The organism is Rhizobium mesoamericanum STM3625 (assembly GCF_000312665.1).
GTDB classification, from domain to species: Bacteria; Pseudomonadota; Alphaproteobacteria; order Rhizobiales; family Rhizobiaceae; genus Rhizobium; species Rhizobium mesoamericanum.
This window is the reverse complement of the sequence record NZ_HF536774.1, coordinates 3,672-21,786: the sequence shown is the minus strand read 5'-3', so window position 1 is coordinate 21,786 and position 18,115 is coordinate 3,672. Positions and strand designations below refer to the sequence as shown.

At 59.6% G+C, this 18,115-nt stretch carries 19 protein-coding genes and 4 pseudogenes; 10 read left to right on the top strand and 13 right to left on the bottom strand.

Annotated features, from left to right (window positions below; translation table 11 throughout):
• Window positions 1–193: pseudogene (locus BN77_RS32655) on the top strand (IS21 family transposase); the annotation flags it as partial.
• Here the strand turns inward: BN77_RS32655 and BN77_RS27660 are convergent.
• The 7 genes and pseudogenes from BN77_RS27660 to BN77_RS27640 all read right to left on the bottom strand — a co-directional run.
• Window positions 193–483, bottom strand: a pseudogene (locus BN77_RS27660) (ATP-binding protein); the annotation flags it as partial. The pseudogenes BN77_RS32655 and BN77_RS27660 sit on opposite strands and share 1 nt — an antisense overlap.
• Window positions 483–1,076 (bottom strand): annotated as a pseudogene (locus tag BN77_RS27655) (Mu transposase domain-containing protein); the annotation flags it as partial. The pseudogenes BN77_RS27660 and BN77_RS27655, both read right to left, overlap by 1 nt.
• On the bottom strand, window positions 958–2,163 hold the full coding sequence (locus tag BN77_RS33800; RefSeq protein WP_007538512.1) for a hypothetical protein: 1,206 nt from the start codon (window positions 2,161–2,163) through the stop codon (window positions 958–960). The gene BN77_RS33800 and the pseudogene BN77_RS27655, both read right to left, overlap by 119 nt.
• Entirely contained in the window at window positions 2,160–2,528 is a 369-nt protein-coding gene (locus BN77_RS27650) for an SWIM zinc finger family protein (RefSeq protein ID WP_007538509.1), read from the bottom strand. The genes BN77_RS33800 and BN77_RS27650 overlap by 4 nt, the downstream gene beginning before the upstream one ends.
• Window positions 2,529–2,573: 45 nt before the next feature.
• Window positions 2,574–2,696 carry a hypothetical protein gene (locus tag BN77_RS35595; RefSeq protein WP_007538506.1) on the bottom strand — a complete coding sequence of 41 codons (123 nt, stop codon included), beginning with the start codon at window positions 2,694–2,696 and terminating at the stop codon, window positions 2,574–2,576.
• Entirely contained in the window at window positions 2,693–3,433 is a 741-nt protein-coding gene (gene scpB / locus BN77_RS27645) for an SMC-Scp complex subunit ScpB (protein WP_051177302.1), read from the bottom strand. Before scpB ends, BN77_RS35595 begins: the two co-directional genes overlap by 4 nt.
• Window positions 3,434–3,435: 2 nt before the next feature.
• A complete protein-coding gene (locus BN77_RS27640) occupies window positions 3,436–4,389 on the bottom strand; it encodes a DUF1403 family protein (RefSeq protein ID WP_007538502.1) in 954 nt (317 codons plus the stop codon).
• A 262-nt stretch (window positions 4,390–4,651) separates the two neighbouring features.
• On the opposite strand from BN77_RS27640, the gene BN77_RS27635 reads away from it, so the two are divergent.
• The 5 genes from BN77_RS27635 to BN77_RS27605 all read left to right on the top strand — a co-directional run bounded on the left by BN77_RS27635 (window position 4,652) and on the right by BN77_RS27605 (window position 8,039).
• Entirely contained in the window at window positions 4,652–4,906 is a 255-nt protein-coding gene (locus BN77_RS27635; RefSeq protein WP_007538500.1) for a type II toxin-antitoxin system VapB family antitoxin, read from the top strand.
• Window positions 4,906–5,292, top strand: a complete 387-nt coding sequence (locus BN77_RS27630; protein ID WP_007538498.1) for a type II toxin-antitoxin system VapC family toxin — start codon at window positions 4,906–4,908, stop codon at window positions 5,290–5,292. The genes BN77_RS27635 and BN77_RS27630 overlap by 1 nt, the downstream gene beginning before the upstream one ends.
• Window positions 5,289–6,359, top strand: coding sequence for a site-specific integrase (locus tag BN77_RS27625; protein ID WP_007538497.1), 1,071 nt, complete (start codon window positions 5,289–5,291; stop codon window positions 6,357–6,359). The genes BN77_RS27630 and BN77_RS27625 overlap by 4 nt, the downstream gene beginning before the upstream one ends.
• A gap of 858 nt (window positions 6,360–7,217) precedes the next feature.
• Window positions 7,218–7,556, top strand: a complete 339-nt coding sequence (locus tag BN77_RS27610; RefSeq protein WP_007538489.1) for a hypothetical protein — start codon at window positions 7,218–7,220, stop codon at window positions 7,554–7,556.
• A gap of 99 nt (window positions 7,557–7,655) precedes the next feature.
• Window positions 7,656–8,039: a hypothetical protein gene (locus BN77_RS27605; protein ID WP_157224546.1), complete on the top strand. Its 384-nt coding sequence runs from the start codon at window positions 7,656–7,658 to the stop codon at window positions 8,037–8,039.
• Between the two features lie 359 nt (window positions 8,040–8,398).
• Here the strand turns inward: BN77_RS27605 and BN77_RS27600 are convergent, their stop codons facing one another.
• The gene (locus BN77_RS27600; protein WP_007538484.1) at window positions 8,399–8,659 is read right to left on the bottom strand and encodes a RidA family protein; all 261 of its coding nucleotides are present in this window, start codon (window positions 8,657–8,659) and stop codon (window positions 8,399–8,401) included.
• A gap of 256 nt (window positions 8,660–8,915) precedes the next feature.
• Between BN77_RS27600 and BN77_RS27595 the strand changes: the two genes are divergently transcribed.
• Window positions 8,916–9,119, top strand: a complete 204-nt coding sequence (locus BN77_RS27595; protein WP_040678917.1) for a cold-shock protein — start codon at window positions 8,916–8,918, stop codon at window positions 9,117–9,119.
• A gap of 43 nt (window positions 9,120–9,162) precedes the next feature.
• Here the strand turns inward: BN77_RS27595 and BN77_RS35190 are convergent.
• From BN77_RS35190 to BN77_RS27580, 3 genes and pseudogenes are all read right to left on the bottom strand, one after another.
• Window positions 9,163–9,699 (bottom strand): annotated as a pseudogene (locus BN77_RS35190) (GNAT family N-acetyltransferase).
• 50 nt (window positions 9,700–9,749) lie between these two features.
• Window positions 9,750–10,949 (bottom strand): plasmid replication protein RepC, encoded by a 1,200-nt coding sequence (gene repC / locus BN77_RS27590; protein ID WP_425280261.1) that lies wholly within the window; start codon window positions 10,947–10,949, stop codon window positions 9,750–9,752.
• Between the two features lie 403 nt (window positions 10,950–11,352).
• Window positions 11,353–12,420 (bottom strand): IS110 family RNA-guided transposase, encoded by a 1,068-nt coding sequence (locus tag BN77_RS27580; protein ID WP_040678980.1) that lies wholly within the window; start codon window positions 12,418–12,420, stop codon window positions 11,353–11,355.
• A gap of 260 nt (window positions 12,421–12,680) precedes the next feature.
• On the opposite strand from BN77_RS27580, the gene BN77_RS27575 reads away from it, so the two are divergent.
• Complete coding sequence (locus BN77_RS27575) at window positions 12,681–13,115, top strand: Lrp/AsnC family transcriptional regulator (RefSeq protein WP_007538472.1); 435 nt, start codon at window positions 12,681–12,683, stop codon at window positions 13,113–13,115.
• A 44-nt stretch (window positions 13,116–13,159) separates the two neighbouring features.
• Here the strand turns inward: BN77_RS27575 and BN77_RS27570 are convergent, their stop codons facing one another.
• The gene (locus BN77_RS27570) at window positions 13,160–16,135 is read right to left on the bottom strand and encodes a Tn3 family transposase (RefSeq protein WP_007538470.1); all 2,976 of its coding nucleotides are present in this window, start codon (window positions 16,133–16,135) and stop codon (window positions 13,160–13,162) included.
• A 154-nt stretch (window positions 16,136–16,289) separates the two neighbouring features.
• Between BN77_RS27570 and BN77_RS27565 the strand changes: the two genes are divergently transcribed.
• Window positions 16,290–16,877 (top strand): recombinase family protein, encoded by a 588-nt coding sequence (locus BN77_RS27565; protein WP_007538468.1) that lies wholly within the window; start codon window positions 16,290–16,292, stop codon window positions 16,875–16,877.
• 2 nt (window positions 16,878–16,879) lie between these two features.
• Here the strand turns inward: BN77_RS27565 and BN77_RS27560 are convergent, their stop codons facing one another.
• On the bottom strand, window positions 16,880–17,626 hold the full coding sequence (locus tag BN77_RS27560; protein WP_007538466.1) for a reverse transcriptase domain-containing protein: 747 nt from the start codon (window positions 17,624–17,626) through the stop codon (window positions 16,880–16,882).
• An 87-nt stretch (window positions 17,627–17,713) separates the two neighbouring features.
• Between BN77_RS27560 and BN77_RS27555 the strand changes: the two genes are divergently transcribed.
• Window positions 17,714–18,115 (top strand): helix-turn-helix domain-containing protein (locus tag BN77_RS27555; RefSeq protein ID WP_040678913.1); only part of this gene is annotated, 402 nt, incomplete at its 3' end.

Sequence of the window (18,115 nt, the reverse complement as noted above, 5' to 3'; positions counted from 1 at the left end):
TTTGCGTTCGGTAGAGCTTCGAGTCCGGGAATGGCGGCGGGAACTCAGGGCGCAAAAGCGTGCGACAGTGCGGTTTGAAACGCCGCCTGGTCGTCAGTTGCAGATCGACTTCGGGCAGACGCGTGTCTGGATCGGTGACGAGCGGCTTCGGGTAAACGTCTTTGTCGCCACGTTGAGCTATTCCAGACGTATGCGGCAGGTTGACAGCTCCCTGATCTGTCCTCGATCCACCGAGGGCTGTGCCTCGAAGTCGAAGCCATCGAGTTCGCGTACGAAGGGGAACTGCGCCAACTTGCTCGACATCGAGATGCGCCGTTCATCGCGCCGGGCGATCTCTCGTGACACCAGGAACGCCAGAGCTTCGCGCAAGGTCATCTTCGAGCGGGCCGCCTCGTCCAGCAACGTGTCGAGTTGGTCGCGGATCGCCGTCAGCTTTAGCCGATCGAGTGTCGCGATGAGTAAATCATGATCGATTGTCGTCATCACCAGCCACCTCCAACAACAGCCTCATATTCCGCAAGTGGTCGCAGCAAGGCGGCTGGTGCCAGCTCAACTGGAGCGGTGCGAACCAGCCCTTCGCTACCTGCGACGCCAACAAAGTGATCCCGGTCGACGATCCGTTGTCGCCGTCCCTGGCAGAGAGGATGATCGGCCACAACCTGGCCAGCGTGACGGACAATGACACGGCCAGCCAGCACAACGACTTGGACGCTCTCGCCGATGAGACGCCAGGGTACGGAATAGCTGTTTGTGTCGAGATCGATGGCGCAGTCCGCCTGCACCTTGCGCACGAGGTCGCGTAGTTGTCCAAACGGTGCGCGGCCGGATAGCGGCCGAAGGGCATCGGCCTCCGCAGCAAAACGTTCAATCGGTGCTTCACCAGTCGTGCCGTGTTCTCGTCGGTCTGCGACCTCTCGTATCCATCGGTCAAGGTGCGCCTCGAACGAAGCCCAGTTCTCAAACCGGCGACCAGCAATAGCATTCTTCTTGACGTACCCGACCCCGCGCTCGTCCTTCCCCTTTGTTCGGGCCCGATAGGGAGCGCAAGCGCGTGGCGCGAAGCCCCAGTAGCGGGCAAGGCCCGGACTCCATGATGCTGTCGGCGACGCGCCCGGCAAAGTCCATCACCCAATCGGAATGACTGGCATGTGCGGCATCGGCGAGCCGCATGAGGACTGCGTCAGACGGATCGGCGAGCATGCTCGTCTGATCGACGGATCGCACCGCTTCCTCGACCATGCCTTCGCCGAGATAGATCCCAGTGCGGTCGCGGGCGTATGTCGCAGCCGCCAAACTTGCCAGGAGGTGGGGCCGAAGCGTGGCCCATTCCGGCCCGGCCAATGCCGCCGCCGCCCGAAAATCCTCAAGCGACAGGCTGCGCTCGAACGCCGCCCGCGCCGCGGCAAGAGCAAGCGAACGCCTTCCCGACAGGCCAGCCGTGTCGCGCAACCAGCGCGCCAGGGTGACGGTCCCATGTGAGACCTCGTCATCGCGTCTGAGCATCAGCCCCCATTCAGCGATATCCAGCGCCCCATCGATCTGTGCTACTTGCTGCAAAAGACGTGCGAGTTGGAGGACGTCTTCGGCCGAGCGGAACCGTTGGCGGGCATGGTTCTGTGCATCTGCGATGCGCCCGAGCCGGACCAGCATTATTGCACGGTCGCCGTGGCGGCCCGCGGTACTGGCGAGGTTAAGGAATGCCTCCGTCCTCCCTGTTATCTCAAGAACCCGCAGCCGCGCCTCGGTCAACCGCGCCGCCATCCAATCGCCATCGCCGGAGAGCGGCCAGGAGCGTCCCTGTCCGGCAAGAACGTCCTTGAGACCGATCTCGTCCCAACCTTGGTCGAGCGCGTCGATCGCGACCTGCAGGTATTGATCGAGACCATGGTCATTGAGCATGCCTTGCCACACGTCGAGCCGAACCATCAGATCGTCGCGCTCGTCCGGAAGGAGATCGCTCATCAAAACTGCCTCGGCAATCATTTGCCCGAGCGAGGGAAAGAACGCGTGCAGCGTCTCGTCCCAGTCAGCCTGTTCGCGCCATACCGGCACGAGCGTCTCGGTTACCGGCACAAGGATATTCAATGCATTGCGTCCGTCGCCGGCTTCGAGAAAGGGCTTTGCCTTGTCGATCAGCGCTTCAAACGCCTCCTCGTCGATCATGGTCCCTTCATCGCTCCAGCCGCGCCGGCGGGGCCTCCGGACAGCAGCGCCGTCGCCTGGCGCCTGATCGGTTCAGGATCAACGGCGGTTCGTTGTGCGCCCGTCGAAGCCATACCGGCCACTAATTCTGCCTCAAGCCAACCCGTCAGACCCCTATCCTCCTTGGCCCGTCTGACCAGGAGCGCCACCAGGGCTTCGCGATCGAGGCCTTCGAGCATCCCGCCGAGGGAGGGCCGTTGCGCAATCGCCTCCGGAGCCGCGATATATTTGAGCAACACGGCAACAACGTGCTTGCAGGCACCGCCCCAGTCATAGGGACAGGAACAACGTGTGGCGGCCACGCCATCGTCATGAAGGTCGATCATGACGACATAGGGCGCGAATTCACTGCCTTCGACCTCGGCGGTCAGTTAGTGACCACGACGTTCGAGCGTTGAGACGGCGCCGCGACGAACATAATCCTTGCCGCGCGCAAAGGATTCCGCTGTCGCCAACGCGCGCACGGCGTCCTCATCGAAAGCCTTGTCCGTCATGCGTTATCTTGCTCCTCGACTTCAAACGCGTCGCCACTCTCATCGTCATCCTGATCAGTACCGTCCTCGGTCGCAACCGGCATGCCGCCATGACGCGCGCTGTTCCGTCCGAGCAATCCCGCATCCTCTAGCGCCTCAATGTTCGGCAGGTCGCGTAGCGTCTCCATCCCAAAGGCCGACAAAAAATGTTTCGTCGTCACATAGGTGTAGGGGGCGCCGGGCGTCGGGCTGCGCGGCCCGGAGGCAATAAAGCCGGCATCCCGCAGGCTGGCGATGGTGTCGCGGCTGATCTCCTTGCCAAAAATCTTGCCGAGGTCACTGCGGGTGACCGGCTGGACATAGCCGACCGCCATCAGCACCATCGCCTCGAACTCCGACAACATTGTTGCCGCGCCGCGCGTTGGAGCAGCTGAGGCCCGTATCGCGCCGGCGTAACGCGAGCGCGCTCGATGCTGCCAGCCGCCGGCGACCGACACCAGCTCATAGGGACGGTCCCGCAGCTCCTCGACGAGGTCGTCGATCAAAAGATCGATGCTGCAGTCTTTTCCGACCACCTGTGCCAAAATCTCGCGACTGACCGGCTCGGTGGAGGCAAAGATCACAGCCTCGACCCTGAGCATCCATTCCCGCCAGCGCAGCTCCGGCGGCAGATCTTCGAGTTCTCGATCATAGAGGCGTTCGCCTCCCTCACCTTTGTCGGGCCGACGTTTGCTGCGAGTTGCGCTGGATCCCGCCATCATCACAAACCGTAGATCCGGAAGGACAAGCGACCGGACAGTTCGCGCACCGCCTCGAAACTTTCGAGGCGCTCGAACAGCCGGTTGGCCGCCCAGCGCGACAAGCTGCTGCCCGGCGCCGAGGCCGGTACTGCATCCGTTCCCAGCAGCTTGCGGATGACCGGTTCGGCGCCCTTGGTCCGGACCCTCGGCGCGACAGCCAGCAGCCGCGCGGCTCGGCGGTCGATGTCCACTGCAGACCGCAGCGCGGCCTCAACGCCGTCGACGAGCGCCAGGCAGATCGCTTTCGGATACGCCGGATCGCCCGGTCGGACGCGACCCCTGCCGCCGATGGTGCGAAAAGCCGGGCCATAGCATTCGGGCAATAGCAGCGGAACGGGTTTCGGCCACTTGAGCTTATACGCGAGGACAACCTCGGCCAGACCGAGGGCCAGCACCTCGGCATCCGGGCGAACGGCAGAGATCGCCGTTATCAGGTCCGCCACCGCGAGGGGTGCTGCTCGCCCGGACTGATTCGTAGAATCGACCATATCCGGAATCGAGGCAAGGCTGTCGTCCCATCGGATCGCGAACAGCGCGGCAAGCTCCTGCACGAAGGGTGTGGCGATTGTCCCGGATCGATGCGTCAGCATTCGTGTGGCCAGAAACAGCTTTCCGGCCGGGCCGGAATCGTCACCGGTGGCGGTGAGCAAAACCGCATCGCGGATGGTGGTCTCTTCCTCGCTGCGGCCTAACATCCTGGCGGCCACCGCCGCCGATTTCAGGGCGAGGCGATCGCGCCAGCAGCCGAGCCATGGCGGCTCGGCGCGGATCAGATCGTCGAGCGATTTCAAGGCAATACCAGCGGCAAAGGCCGCGTCGGTCTCGCTGGCGTCGAGGCCGCGCGCCTGCGCCCAGCCTGGCAGGCGAGGTGACCATGCTGAGGTGGGTTCGGTAGCGAGCGAGAACGAATCCATACGGCGAAACATAAATCAAGTGCGCGGTTTATGCCACTATTTTCGGCAATAACCGCACAGCTTGTCGGCACATAAAACGTCCGATAATCTTGCCTTATCGGACGTATTGTGTTTTATATGGAGAATGGCCGTTTTCGCGGTCCTCAACCCCGTTAGCGCATGCTTGCCGGGCTGAGCGTCGCCAGAATTCGCGTCCGCAGGTGTCGCCTGCGTCGCAGGTCATTAGGTAGATTATATATATCAAGGAACCTGGACACCTGCAATGGCGCTGAGCATCAAAGACCCCGAGACGGAGAAGCTCGCGCGCGCACTCGCTGCGCGCACCGGCGAAACCATCACCATCGCGACGCGGCGCGCGCTGGAAGAGCGCCTCAAGCGTATGGGATCGCAAGCGAAGAAGGCTGCCCTCCTCGACGACATGGAGGCGATGCGGCGACGCTTGAGCGCTCTGCCGGTTCTCGATGATCGCAGTCCGGATGAAATCATCGGTTACGACGAAAACGGTATTCCGAACTGATGGTGATCGATACGTCAGCGATCGTCGCGATCTTTTTCAATGAACCGGATGCCCTCTACTACAGCGAACGCATTGCCGACGATCCCGTCCGGCTGATTTCGGCGGCAACGCTCGTCGAAGCCGCGATGGTCATCGAGGGACGCTTCGGCGAGGCAGGCGGAGCAGAACTCGATCTCTGGCTGCACAAGACCAATCTGGAGGTCGTTGCGGTGACCTCCGAGCATGCCGACCAGGCCCGCCGAGCCTGGCGCCGCTACGGCAAGGGTCGCCATCCTGCCGGCCTGAATTACGGCGACTGCTTCTCCTATGCCCTCGCCGCGCTGACCGGCGAGCCGCTGCTCTTCAAGGGGAACGACTTCAAACAGACAGATGTCGAGGCGGCATGAAGAATAGCGGCGAAATCGTTCTTGAGACGGAGCTGCCGAAGGCTCCGCCCTCCCCTGCCCCGCAGCCGGCGTCCGGCCTACCGGGTCATCTGCAAGATCTCAGCGATCGCGCGCGCGGCTATGTCGAGGCGGCCAGCTCCGCCAACACACGCCGCGCCTATGCCAGCGACTGGAAACATTTTTCCGCCTGGTGTCGGCGCTCGAACCTGACGCCCCTTCCAGCCGATCCACAAATCGTCGGCCTCTACATCACCGCTTGTGCGTCCGGCACCGCCGAACGTGGTATGAAGGCCAACTCTGTGTCGACCATCGAACGGCGGCTGTCCGCCCTCACCTGGAACTACACGCAACGCGGCATGCCGATCGATCGAAAGGATCGCCATATTGCCACCGTTCTTGCCGGTATCCGAAACACCCACGCCACCCCACCCCGCCAGAAGGAAGCGGTGCTGCCGGAGCAACTGATCGCCATGCTCGAAACCCTGGATCGCGGCAGCCTGCGCGGCCTGCGCGACCGCGCCATGCTGCTGATCGGCTTTGCCGGGGGCCTGCGCCGCTCGGAGATCGTTGGCCTTGATCTCGGCCGCGACCAGACCGAGGACGGGCGCGGTTGGCTCGAGATCCTTGACAAGGGCCTGCTCGTCACCCTGCGCGGCAAGACCGGACGGCGCGAGGTCGAGATCGGCCGCGGCTCGTCCGATGCGACCTGCCCGGTTGTCGCGGTCGAGACCTGGATCAGGTTCGCGCGGTTTGCCAAGGGTCCTCTCTTCCGCAGGGTGACGGGTGAAGGCAAGGATGTTGGGCCGGATCGGCTGAACGATCGCGAGGTCGCTCGTCTTGTCAAGAAGACGGCGCTCGCGGCCGGCGTCAGGGGCGACCTCAGCGAAGCGGAGCGCGCCGAAAAATTCTCCGGTCACTCGCTGCGCGCCGGTCTAGCGTCCTCCGCGGAGGTCGACGAGCGCTATGTCCAGAAGCAGCTCGGCCATGCCAGTGCTGAAATGACGCGGAAATACCAGCGCCGGCGTGACCGCTTTCGCGTCAACCTCACCAAAGCCTCAGGGCTTTGAGGCCCCTCCCCTGCCTTGCCGTGAAAGCGTTAGGTCAAAATCGGGTGTCCGATTTTTAGTTTGCCGCTTCAATTGAAATTGTTAGCTAAAAGCTACACAAGGCATAGGAAGCGCCGCCCCGCGTGAGATTTGGGACAACCACGAGCGTGCAGCTCGTAACAATCTCATTCCCCAAACATCCGACGAAAATGTCGCTTCCCGTATACCGCTTAAGCGCTTCCCAATTGTCGCGTGCGTCTTCGATTGTTGTTTCTGTATCGTCAGGATAAAGGTGGCGATAAAGTTCCAGCAGTTGCGGGATATCTCCGTGGTCGGCAGTTCGGATTTTCATAAGAATTCCTTGCAATGTATGGCAGAGCTCCCAACATGGATGCTGAGCTAAAACAAATGAAATGCGGTAGATTGGCGGGCCAGCAAAATATCCTATACCATCGCAGTATTGCCACTTCCCTCCCCTTCACCGTGAGGAGACAAGCGATGACGAATGAAGTCAGGGAAACGAACGCTGTGCCCGCTCGCAGGGCGCGGCGTGAATCAATTCTACAGAGCAGCTCATCTCATGAGCAAGGTCTCCAATTACACGCTGTTTACAACGCTGATGAACGAGTGGCTCGGCGAAGCAGAGAATCTTCATGCCCTGCAAGAACTTCAAACGAGGACCACGACAGATTTTATGCTTCAATATTGGCCAACCCTTTGTGATCGCAGAGCGCGATGCTGATTGACAGATAGTCCCCCTTGCGGCGACATCAGTTCGTCGGTTGAAAGTGTGCCGCCCGTTGCCCGATGTTTAAGACGAAGCCAAGCACGTGGTCCTCGATCAGGCACCACTCGCTGACGCAGAATACAGAGGTCATCATGAGTAGGTTCCAGATGGAGGCCGGTAAGGGAAGCTTCCAATTCTCCGATCCTGCGACAGGCACCCGACAGCACATGCGGGTATTCTATTTTCGGCCGACATCGGGCGTCAAAGCCGCCCGCATCGTCATCGCCATGCATGGGTTGGATCGCGCAGCATCGGATTTCCGGGATGTTTTGGTCAAAAGGGCGGATGAATACGGAATGATTATCTTGGTGCCGGAATTCGACGTCGAAGCATTCCCCGACGTCTATGCCTACAACTACGGAAACGTCAGGTCAGGCCCGGGCGCAGCCGTCGCGCCGCGAGACCACTGGTCCTTTGGAATCGTCGATTGATTATTCCGTCATGTTCGTGATGGCGTTGGGTCCGAACGCACCGGGTTCGGAATGTTTGGCAATTCCGCTGGCTCGCAATTCGTCCTGAGATATCTGGCCTTGACCAACGCATCGGCCGTCGATCGGGCGGTCGCATCCAACAGCGGCATTTACATGCTGCCGGATCTTGCCGTCGAATATCCGGGCGGCATGGGCGGGTTAGATCTCAATCGATCCTCCTTACAACGATACTTCGGCAAGAAACTAACGATATTGCTCGGAGAAGCAGATTCCGACAGCACCGCATCCGATCTGCCCCGCGACGAGAAAGCGTTGGCACAAGGACCACATCGCGTCGCGCGTGGTCTGTGGCATTTCGATCTCTGCAAGCAGATCGCGGATCGACTCGGTGACCCTCTTGCCTGGACGCTGCGGATTGTCCCAGGCGCGGGGCACGTGGATCAGCGCATCTTCGACACTGCTCTCGATGTCCTCGCTGGATGATCAATCGGCTCGGATTTCATACCCGTTCAGGCCGCCCACGCCGCGTCCCCTCACCCCGCAGTCGGTCAACCGGATCCTGAAAGCCCGAGCGCGAAGGGCCGGGCTCGACACCGCCGCCTTTTCGGCCCACGGGCCGCTGTTGGGGTTCATGCCGAAATCGGCCGATCCCGGCATCCCGCTCCTGGACGGTGGTAGCCGTTGACCGCTGGTTCACGCCCAACCTCTACGGTCGAACAGCGGTGACTTCGACCTCAATCAGCGCGTCGGGGCGTGCCAATGCTGCAACGACGATGACGGTCACCGCCGCGGGCGTGTCCGAGGCCCAGCGCGCGCGGCGAGCTTGGCCGAGCGCCGGGAGATCAGTTGCTCGGCTGAGGAAGAACGTTGTCTTCGCTACGTCTTTTGAGCTCCATGCCTGCGGCGGAAAGCAGTGCTTCCACATTGTTCATAGCCTGACCAAGTTGCTCCGGAAAATCGCTGTGCATCTTGCCGTCCGGAGCTACCCCGAATTGCTCCGACACAAAGAGCGTGCGCCCAGCAGGGGCTTCGAGAGCGTGGGTGTAAATGGTGCGGAACTGCTCAGGCACGGTCCAGACAGTCGGAGGGTTCAAAATCTTCATGGTTGTTCGCCTTGGTTGCCCCCGTGCCCAGGTGATCGATCTCCACTGCCGGCAGGGGGCCGGTGAACGGCTGCCAATCCCCCCGCAAATGCAAGAGGATGTCGCACTCCCATTTTGTTCAACGGCTCGGGTGCTGCTTTTCGTTTACACTGTCTAAGGATGCGATATTGAACGCCAAAGGCGGATTGGCTTGATCTGTCAATGGCTGACCGCTAGTTTGCCGCCGCGATCAAATTGCAAAGATACGAGGATTGTTATGCCGACTGGCAAGGTAAAGTTCTTCAACGCCGACAAGGGCTTTGGTTTCATCACACCCGAATCCGGAGGAACGGACGTTTTCGTGCATGTCTCCGCCCTGCAATATGGCGATGTGCTCAGAGAGGGACAGTCCGTTTCCTACGATCTCGGTCAGGATCGAAAGACTGGTAAGTCAAAAGCGGAAAACGTCAGACCACTCTGACCGCGTTGAATCTGAAACGACGGCAAGGCGCTCAAAAGCGCCTTTACCGCCTGGGATTTCGTTGGGAGATCTCGGCCTGTTGCCCAAACCATCGATGAGTCCAAATAGGCGTGTGCTGCGCAGCGCCCAACTTGAAGCGCTTCTTGATCCGGTCGACGGGATGCCCCATCCAGGAGCGGAACGTCGATGAGCCTGTCATAATCCTCAAAACCCATCTTCGTGTAATAGGCAAGAACGCTAACATTGTCGGCACGTGGTCGCATTGATGAATTCGAAACCGAGTTCTTCGGCTGCTTTCCGCGTTGCAGGAAAAGGGCGCCGGGTATCTTTGGATGCATACGTGCGAATGTAGCGATGTCCGCAAACCCCGCCAGCGGATCGCCATACAGGCATAGAGATTGAAAGCCGACGGAGCAACCGATCGTGCTCCGCACATGACGAGCAAGCGCAAACTCCCCATCGATAAACCACTCGGCGGCAGCGGTGTCTCGATTGCGGTTGTCCCGCCAGTGCGGATGATTTCGTTCAGAAGGCTACACAGCTCCTCCGCATCTGCGGTTACGGTCATTCGAATATGCATGTTTTCAGCAACTCCATCTCAAACTGACCGCAGTATGACCCTTTTGTTGATCACGATGCCCTCCGGCCAGGCGAAGCATTCGTTCGCATCAAAGCCATCAACATCGGTCCAAGCGAAAACTCGCCGCGTTCTGCTTTGCGGGTGAGGTCACGCAAATAACCGCCCGCGTTGTTGATGTGCCCCGCCCTTTCGAGAATGCAGGCCATCACTGCCGCGGCGTTTTCGGCGCCCAATGCCTCGCAGGCATTCTGGTAGGCACTTGGACTGACGGCCAGCATCGATCGCACGACCACCGCAGCCGACATCAGATCGCGCCAACTACCGATCGCACCGCCCGGCCCGTAGTTCGAAATCTCAGGGCAGGCCTGCAACACCATTCCCAGTGGAAAAGCCTTTATCGGCTCTCGCATCCGCCCAATGTGTGGGTTCGATTTCGCCTCCTGCGCTTTTTCAGAGCGAGGTTCAAGTTCATTGCTGGATTCGGGATTTGAATTCTGTATGTGACATCCATTTTGGACATCATTGCTATCTGTTTCTTGGGAATCTTCCTGAAATTCCAGGTGATTGATGATCTCTTCACGCAACATCTGCATTTCATCGAGGATAGATTCGATATCTTTGATGGTTGGCGTGCGCGGAATCCGAGCGACCAGCTGTACATAATGGCCCTCCAGCTTCTCCCAATTGCCAGGAGCGCCCTCTTCTACCGCGGCCGTCAGCAGCTTACGAACGTCTCGACGGCAGATGGTCAGGGCTTCTTTGGCGCGACGGAAATTCTGGCGCGCGGCCGCCACCTGCTGGGCAAGCTGCGCAAGCTCTTCGGCACGAGCAAGCAGCGGCGCCAGGCTAAACCCGAATGCATCTTCGATCTGGCCGCCATTGTCCTTTCGGGCGTATCGTTTGCCATTAGCACTGTCTTTGCGCTGGATCAGTCCAGTATCGACGAGTGCGGCAAGGTGCCGGCGCAATGTCGTGCCAGCAATACCATGCGCTCGAACCGAAAGCTGCTGATTTGACGGGAACACCACCAGGCCGCGCTCTTCCGAAAGCTCATTGTCCGGATAGAAGGTCAGTAGTGCATCGAGAATGGCAAGGGCGCGGTCCTGAATGCCGAGCACTGTTCTCGCCTCCAGGCGGCGCTGACAAAGTATCCCACATATCCCGCGCCACCGAGAAGCAAGCCGATCAGCAGCCGGGACGGTGCCATTCCAGCAGGCCGGAACCGTCGATTGACCATCAGAAGCAGGCAGGCCAAACCAAAGATGCCGTAGCGCGCAATGGTCAAATCCCACGCCGTGAACGGTGCGACGGCACGCGGGGCGAGGAACGTCAGCCCCACAATGCACAAGTGGTAAGGCCGGCAATGATCCCAATCAACATGATATTCTCCAATGAAAGAACTCAAGGGGCAGAACACCTCCATTTGGCGGCTTTTCCTTGGGTTCGGTTAGGTTTTGACCGGCACTCGCACCGATCGGCGAAGTCTTTCTTTCCGCCGGACAGATCGCTTTTGCTGTCCTTCGGTTCTGAACCATTCTCCAATGCGTGACCCTGATGCCTTCTTGGCTTCGGTCACAGAGTGGCGTTCGGCTCCCGGTTTCCCATTCTCCTTGAGGAGCGCAGCCCAGTCCTGCCGGGCTCGCTAAGAAAACATCAGGACAACCGGGATATCGCCGACGTGCCTTCCGTGCTGCTTTCACCTCGCCGCTCGTAAGCGCGCTGGTCCCGCAGGATCTGGAAGGTGATCGTCAAAAGCTTGCGCGCGATGGCAACCCGCGCCTTGTTTACTCCAATGATCTTCAAGTGTTCGTATTGGGCGCGAAGCTGCGCATCGCTGGCGATGGCAGGGGTGACCGCCTCCACGAAAGCCCAGCGCAGCCACTTGTTGCCCTGCTTGATGATCTTGCCGTGGAAGGTCTTGCCGCCGCTCGAATAGGTCGAAGGTACAAGCCCGGCATAGGCGGCGAGCTTCTTCGGGTTGCGAAAGCGGGATATATCGTCGATCTCCGCGTCGATCAGACGGGCGAAGAACTCGCCGATGCCGGGGACCGTCTTCAACAGTTTGACGTTGGCATTGGCCTTGGTCATCGCCCGGATCGTTGCTTCCGATTGCCTGATCCGCACATCGATGTCGCCGATGAAGTCGAGGCCACGGTCGATCTGGATGCGGTCGATCTTTGAGACGTTGACCTGCGTTAGCTGAATGCGGCCGGCCTTGCCGAACAGATCGCCGAGCTTCTTGAGTTGGGCTGTCTGCTCCGGATAACGATCAAACACCGTGACGATGCGGTTCTTCGTCATCGTCCGCAGCCGCACGTAAAACATCCGCTCGCGTAGCGCCACGCGCAGTTCGCGGGCCTTGTCGCTCGGTGCCCAGGCTTCCGGCACCAGATCGGCTCGCAGCAGATGCGCCAGCACGGTCGCGTCGATCTTGTCCGTCTTGATCTTGGCATCGGCAATCGCCTTGACCTTCAACGGATGGGCGAGAACGACATCATCACAAATGTCGTCGAGCCAGTCGTACATCACCATCCAGTTGCGCGTCGCCTCGATGACCGCATGCGAGTTCTCGCGGTAGCGCTCGAGAAAGCCGCCAAGCGACTGGCGATCGTTCTTCACCCGGCCGGATCTGAGCGTTTTGCCGTTGCAGTCCTGGACCACCAGATGACTGTAGGATTTGTGGTAGTCGACGCCGATATGGTAATCATAAGAGGCAGTCATGCTTCCAACTCCCTTATTGAGATCTGCGAAACCCCAATAAGATAAGCCGAAAGGCTGGAAGTGTGACTGTCCCTCGATCATCGACTGCATCTCAGTGATCCGTTCTCTCAACGGGCGCGGCCTCTTTCATGCCACCTCCTTTTTAGAGAGATCATGTGCTGTGTTCCGGTCATTTTATATGGAAAGTCGAAGGATCATCGGTTACTTTGCTTGGCATGTCTAAGGCAAAACCGTCCCAAAGCCTTCAATCTGGAAATTCCATGCTGGATGCCACGGACGCGCACATTCTTACCGCGCTCGATTCCGATGCACGATTGTCGATTAGCGAGCTTGCCCGCCTCGTCGGCATGTCCGCTCCGAGCGTATCAGAGCGAGTTCGCCGGCTGGAAACCGCAGGCGTCATCCGGGGCTTCACCGTCGATGTGGATACGCGCGCCATCGGCTACCAGATACGGGCAATGGTGAGGATCAGGCCGCTGCCGGGTAAGCTGCATCTTGTCGAAAGGCTTATTCAGGAGCGGCCGGAATTTGTCGAGTGCGACAAAATCACTGGTGATGATCCGTTCCTTGCGCGTCTGGTCGTCCGTTCGATCGAGCAGATGGACGATGTCCTTGAGGCCCTTTCCGAACATGCCGTCACCAGCACGGCCGTCGTCAAGGGAACATCCGTCAAACGGCGCTTGCCCCCTTTATGACAGCGGTTCAAAATCGTACGCTAAGGTCGAACGGACGGCGACTATCATGCGACGCGCAGGAGGCGGCCAGGAAGGCGCAAGGGCCTGAAGCCCTCTGGCATCTGTTGCTCGGCGTCCCAGGAATAGATGCCGGTGAGATTGATGTGCTCCCAACTGAGCGGCGAGACGTGCCTGAGCAGTTCGTTGGGAATATTCCGACCCTGTTGCCGCAGGTGGGCGGCGGCGCGGCTGAGATAGACGGTGTTCCAATGGACGATGGCGCTGACCACCAGGTTGAGGCCGGAAGCCCGGAATGCCTGGCTATCAAAGGATCGATCCCGTATTTCGCCGCGCTCATGGAAGAAGACGGCGCGCTTGAGCTTGTGCGCGGCTTCGCCTTTGTTGAGACCGGCCTGACAACGCCGGCGTAGCGCCGGGCTGGAATACCACTCGATCATGAACAGGGTGCGCTCGATGCGGCCGAGTTCGCGCAAGGCCTTGGCCAGGTCGCTGGATTTCGATGAGGCGGAGAACCTTTTGAGGATCGTTGACGGCGCGACGGTGCGCGTCGTGATCGAGGCGGCCAGCCGCAGAATATCGTCCCAATGTTCAAGTATGAGGGCGGTGTTGATGGGGGCGCCGATGTGGTTTTCCAGCGCCGGATAGGCATCTGCCTTCTCGAAGGTGTGGAACTTTCGGTCTTTGATGTTGCGCAGTCGTGGCGCGAAGCGCTTGCCGATCAGGGAGAATAGAGCAAAGACATGATCGCTGGCGCCACCGGTATCGGTAAAATGCTCCTCGATTTCCAGAATCGTGTCGTGATCGAACAAACCATCGAGGACATAAACGGCCTCGCTTTCGGTCGGGCTGATCGGCAATATGCCGAAGTATCCATACTGGTCGGAGAGATGGCTGTAGAATTTGGATCCCGGTTCGCTGCCATAGTGCAGATTGACGTCGCCGCGTTTAGCGGCCCGGTCGCTGGCGCGGAAGAATTGCCCATCGGATGAGGCGGTCGTCCCGTCTCCCCAAAGCTGCGAATGCGGATGGCGTGCATGCGCATCTGTCACGCAGGCCTGGGCCGCCCTGTAGGTCTCGGATCGGGCATGGAAAGTGCGCATCCAACCGATCTGATGCGCACTGATCCCCTTGGAGGCTCCCGCCATGCGTTTCGGGCCGAGATTGGTGCCATCCGCCAACACGCCGGCGAGCATGGCGGAGATGTTCTGCGGCGCGTCGCCTGTCCGGACATGCGTGAACTGATCGGCAAATCCGGTCCACTCATGCACCTCCCTGAGCAGGTCTGGCACTTCGATCAGAGGATACATTTCGCTGATTTCGCCGTTCAACTCATCGGCTGCGGCCGGAATGTCGCTCGCCCGCGGCGTCACGATCAGACTGCCAGCCTCCAGCCTGACGCCATCGAGCTTTCCATTGCGGGCGCGATAAGCAAGGCGCTTAAGATTGAAGTCCATCGTCTGCCGCACTTCAGCGAGCCAAGCCGCGCCATCGCCCTGTACGCCGAGACCGAGCTTGCCTTCTTCCTTCATGGTGAGGAACGCGGGCTTGGGCATGAGATGTTCGTCTATCGGCCGGAATGACCGGCTACCCTCGACCCAGACGTCTCGCGAATTCAGTCGGTCCCGCAAATGCGTAAGCGTTGCGATTTCGTAAAGCCGCCGATCCGGCTTTCCATCCTCGAAGATCAGCTTTTTCTCGGCCGTTCCCAGATGACCAACCGGCACGCGATCCGGCAAGACACGGCGACCTTCCACATAAAGCATTTTCAGGGTCGCGATCGCCGCGAGCAGCGGATCGTGCCGGCGGCGCGAGTGGAACGTGAACGCCTGAAGGAAGGCCCCCGCGAACTTGCGGATATTCCCATGTTGCTCGGCCGCCAGCGCCAAAGGCGAAGCGTCGCTGTTTTCCACCATCGCCTCGAGACCGGGCTTGATCTGTAGCAGCCGATGCCAACCGACTTTCCGGTTGACCATCTCGATCGCGTCTTCATCGGCATCGTTGGCGGCCTGCAGGGCCAAAATCGTGTCGAGAAATAGGCGTAGCGCCTTGGATGTTTCCACGCGGGCGTTCATGTGGCGCTGCTTTTTCCGGTTGTTAACCTGAGAGAACAGCCGGCCCATCAGCTTAATGAACATCATCACCGCGTCGTCAGTGAGCTTCTGGCCGAGCTTGATGACCTGCGCAACGATTGTCGCGCGGCGACGGTTGGCGCTGAAGTCGCTGGCCAGCCAGGCTGGCGTTGCCTCACCCTCACGGATCATCTGGTCCCATCTTCCGGAGGAGATGCGAGCCTGTAAACGGGGATCAATCCCGAGCGAGCGCACGAACGCGATACGTTCGGTCAATCCGACCAGGTTCCCCGCTCCCGGTGCGTCTGTAGCAGAACGCAGCCAATGAAAGCGCGTCTGTCCAACCGCCGGATCAACGCCCAACAAGGCATCCATGGTTTCGAGCTTTTCCGAATCGAGATCCGAGATCAGCGCACGCTCGGCGCGACGGCGTGCAATGGCACGCGCTGCGAGCCCCATGCGTTCGACCATGTTCGCCGCCGGCAGGAGAACCCGCCGCTCCCGGTACGCGGTGACGATCGCCTTTGCGATCGGCGCTCCCTTATCTGTCGTTGAGGCGGCCTCGATGGCTGCCAGCAGCGCCGCACGGCGATCATCGGCGGTCGGGCTCCGCATTTCCAGATAGCCCAGCAGATGCGCGACGTGGTTCATGCGCGTTTCTTCACGGCGGGCATACCACTCGAATGAAGCAGGATCGGCGCCGATTTGCTCAGCAACATAGTGGAGCATCGATTTTGGGAGTGCTTCGTTGGCCATGAGCGCGCGGCCAGGGTAGCGCATTAGGCAGAGCTGTACCGCAAAGCCAAGCCGATTGTGCTGTCGTCGGCGAATCTCGATTTCAAGTCGATCGGCCGGCGATAGGGAATAGTAACGGATCAGGCTGTCTTCGTCGGTGGGAACGTCGAAAAGCTCGTGTCGATCCTGAGCCTTGAGAAGGGTTCGCCGAGCCACCGTTTTACTCCTTACAACATACGCCGGTGGCCAATCCTCTGTACGGAAAGGGTCGATTTCGTACAGGGGCAAAACAGCCTGTCCACAAATTATCTTGACAGGCTTTTGAACAGGCGGGATATCTCGGACATCCTATTCGGACGAAATTCGACCTATGCCACGCACCTTTGCCTATGTCCGCGTCTCCACAACCGGGCAAATCACCGAAAACCAAATCCAGGAAATCGAAGCCGCCGGATTCCAGGTCGAGCCGCGCCGGATCGTCACCGAGACGGTTTCCGGCAGCACCGCCATTGCGCAGCGCCGTGGCTTTTCCCGGCTTATGGACAAGCTGGAGTCAGGCGACGTTCTGATCGTGACCAAGCTTGATCGGCTCGGCCGCGATGCGATCGACGTCAGCACCACGGTGAAGGCCCTGGCCGAAATGGGCGTGCGGGTCTATTGCCTCGCGCTCGGCGGCGCCGATCTCACCAGTTCGGCCGGCACAATGACCATGAATGTGCTCAATGCAGTCGCACAGTTCGAACGGGATTTGCTCATCGAGCGGACGCAGTCCGGTCTCAAGCGTGCCAAGTTGGAAGGAAAGGCCCTCGGCCGCCCCTCGACGCTCAGCGACAAACAGAAGCAGGATGTGCGCGACGATCTCGCAACGGGGATGAGCGTATCGGCAATCGCCAGGAAATTCGTGACCAGCCGCCAAACAATTATGCGGATTCGAGACGAGGGTTCACGATCCGTTTGACCTTAGCGCAGGATTTTGAACAGATCTTGTTCCGACCCCTTCTTGATCGTCAGACGGACAATCTTGAAGCCCTCATCATTGCGCCGCCTGCCGCAGCAATGCGTGAATCCCAGAAAGTCGAAGGTCTCTGGCTTGCGGATACTACGTTCCCGGCATTGTTGCACAGCATACCGCCCAAAGCGTATCAGCCGCGTCTTTTCCGGGTGCAGTTGCAAGCCAAACTGGGCGAGACGCCCCCGCAGTTCTTGCAGGAAGCGCTGCGCCTCTCCTTCGTACTGGAACCCAATCACGCTGTCGTCGGCATAACGTACAATGATCACGTCGCCTTTAGCATTTCGAGTACGCCATTGCTGGACCCATAAATCCAATGCGTAATGCAGGTAGATATTGGATAGCACGGGACTAACTACAGAGCCTTGAGGAGTTCCTCGCGTTGATGCGACGCGGCGGCCATCCTCAATCGTGCCCGCTTTCAACCATTTGTAGATCAGACGTATCAGCCGGCGGTCACCTACTTGATGTGACAGGAAACGAAGCATCCACTCGTGATCGATTTCATCATAAAACGAGCGAATATCCGCGTCCAGTATCCAGTTGATCTTCCGCTTGTCGATCCCAACCCACAAGGCGTCCAGCGCGTCATGCTGCCCCCTTCCCTGCCGGAACCCGTATGAGAAGCCGAGGAAGTCTTGCTCATAGATCGCGCTCAGAACCGTGGACACGGCCATCTGCACGACCTTTTCTTCCAACGCTGCAATACCGAGGGGACCTAGTCACCTGGAACCAAAGTAAGCTTCATTTTGTTTGGCTTCTGTTAGAAGAGCAGGAGTTGATTGATGGTTGGCAGGCAAGCAGGCCTCGTCGTTCTGAGCGACGCGGATAGAAATTTCCTGGAATCTCAGGTGCGCCGGCATAAAGCGCCGCGCTCCCTGTCGGATCGATGCCGGATGGTCTTGCTGTGTGCGCAGGGTCTGCAAAGTAAAGACGTTGCCGAGCGTCTTGGGGTCCACGAGCATACGGTTGGCAAGTGGCGCCGCCGGTTCGTACAAGATGGTATTGAAGGGCTGACAGATGAATATCGTGCCGGTCGACCGCGAACTGTCTCTGATGCCCAGGTTGCTCAGGTCGTCGAGCGTACATTGAACACCACCCCCAAGGATGCCACGCACTGGTCCATCCGTTCGATGGCAGCCTCCAGTGGACTTTCGCATACCACCATCCGTCGGATCTGGACCGCA

Excerpts from the sequence above, each read along its gene's own strand:
- BN77_RS33800 (WP_007538512.1), bottom strand. The coding sequence starts at position 2,163 with ATGATCGACGAGGAGGCGTTTGAAGCGCTGATCGACAAGGCAAAGCCC.
- BN77_RS27650 (WP_007538509.1), bottom strand. The coding sequence starts at position 2,528 with ATGATCGACCTTCATGACGATGGCGTGGCCGCCACACGTTGTTCCTGT.
- BN77_RS35595 (WP_007538506.1), bottom strand. The coding sequence starts at position 2,696 with ATGACGGACAAGGCTTTCGATGAGGACGCCGTGCGCGCGTTGGCGACA.
- scpB (WP_051177302.1), bottom strand. The coding sequence starts at position 3,433 with ATGGCGGGATCCAGCGCAACTCGCAGCAAACGTCGGCCCGACAAAGGT.
- BN77_RS27640 (WP_007538502.1), bottom strand. The coding sequence starts at position 4,389 with ATGGATTCGTTCTCGCTCGCTACCGAACCCACCTCAGCATGGTCACCT.
- BN77_RS27635 (WP_007538500.1), top strand. The coding sequence starts at position 4,652 with ATGGCGCTGAGCATCAAAGACCCCGAGACGGAGAAGCTCGCGCGCGCA.
- BN77_RS27630 (WP_007538498.1), top strand. The coding sequence starts at position 4,906 with ATGGTGATCGATACGTCAGCGATCGTCGCGATCTTTTTCAATGAACCG.
- BN77_RS27625 (WP_007538497.1), top strand. The coding sequence starts at position 5,289 with ATGAAGAATAGCGGCGAAATCGTTCTTGAGACGGAGCTGCCGAAGGCT.
- BN77_RS27610 (WP_007538489.1), top strand. The coding sequence starts at position 7,218 with ATGAGTAGGTTCCAGATGGAGGCCGGTAAGGGAAGCTTCCAATTCTCC.
- BN77_RS27600 (WP_007538484.1), bottom strand. The coding sequence starts at position 8,659 with ATGAAGATTTTGAACCCTCCGACTGTCTGGACCGTGCCTGAGCAGTTC.
- BN77_RS27595 (WP_040678917.1), top strand. The coding sequence starts at position 8,916 with ATGCCGACTGGCAAGGTAAAGTTCTTCAACGCCGACAAGGGCTTTGGT.
- BN77_RS27580 (WP_040678980.1), bottom strand. The coding sequence starts at position 12,420 with ATGACTGCCTCTTATGATTACCATATCGGCGTCGACTACCACAAATCC.
- BN77_RS27575 (WP_007538472.1), top strand. The coding sequence starts at position 12,681 with ATGCTGGATGCCACGGACGCGCACATTCTTACCGCGCTCGATTCCGAT.
- BN77_RS27565 (WP_007538468.1), top strand. The coding sequence starts at position 16,290 with ATGCCACGCACCTTTGCCTATGTCCGCGTCTCCACAACCGGGCAAATC.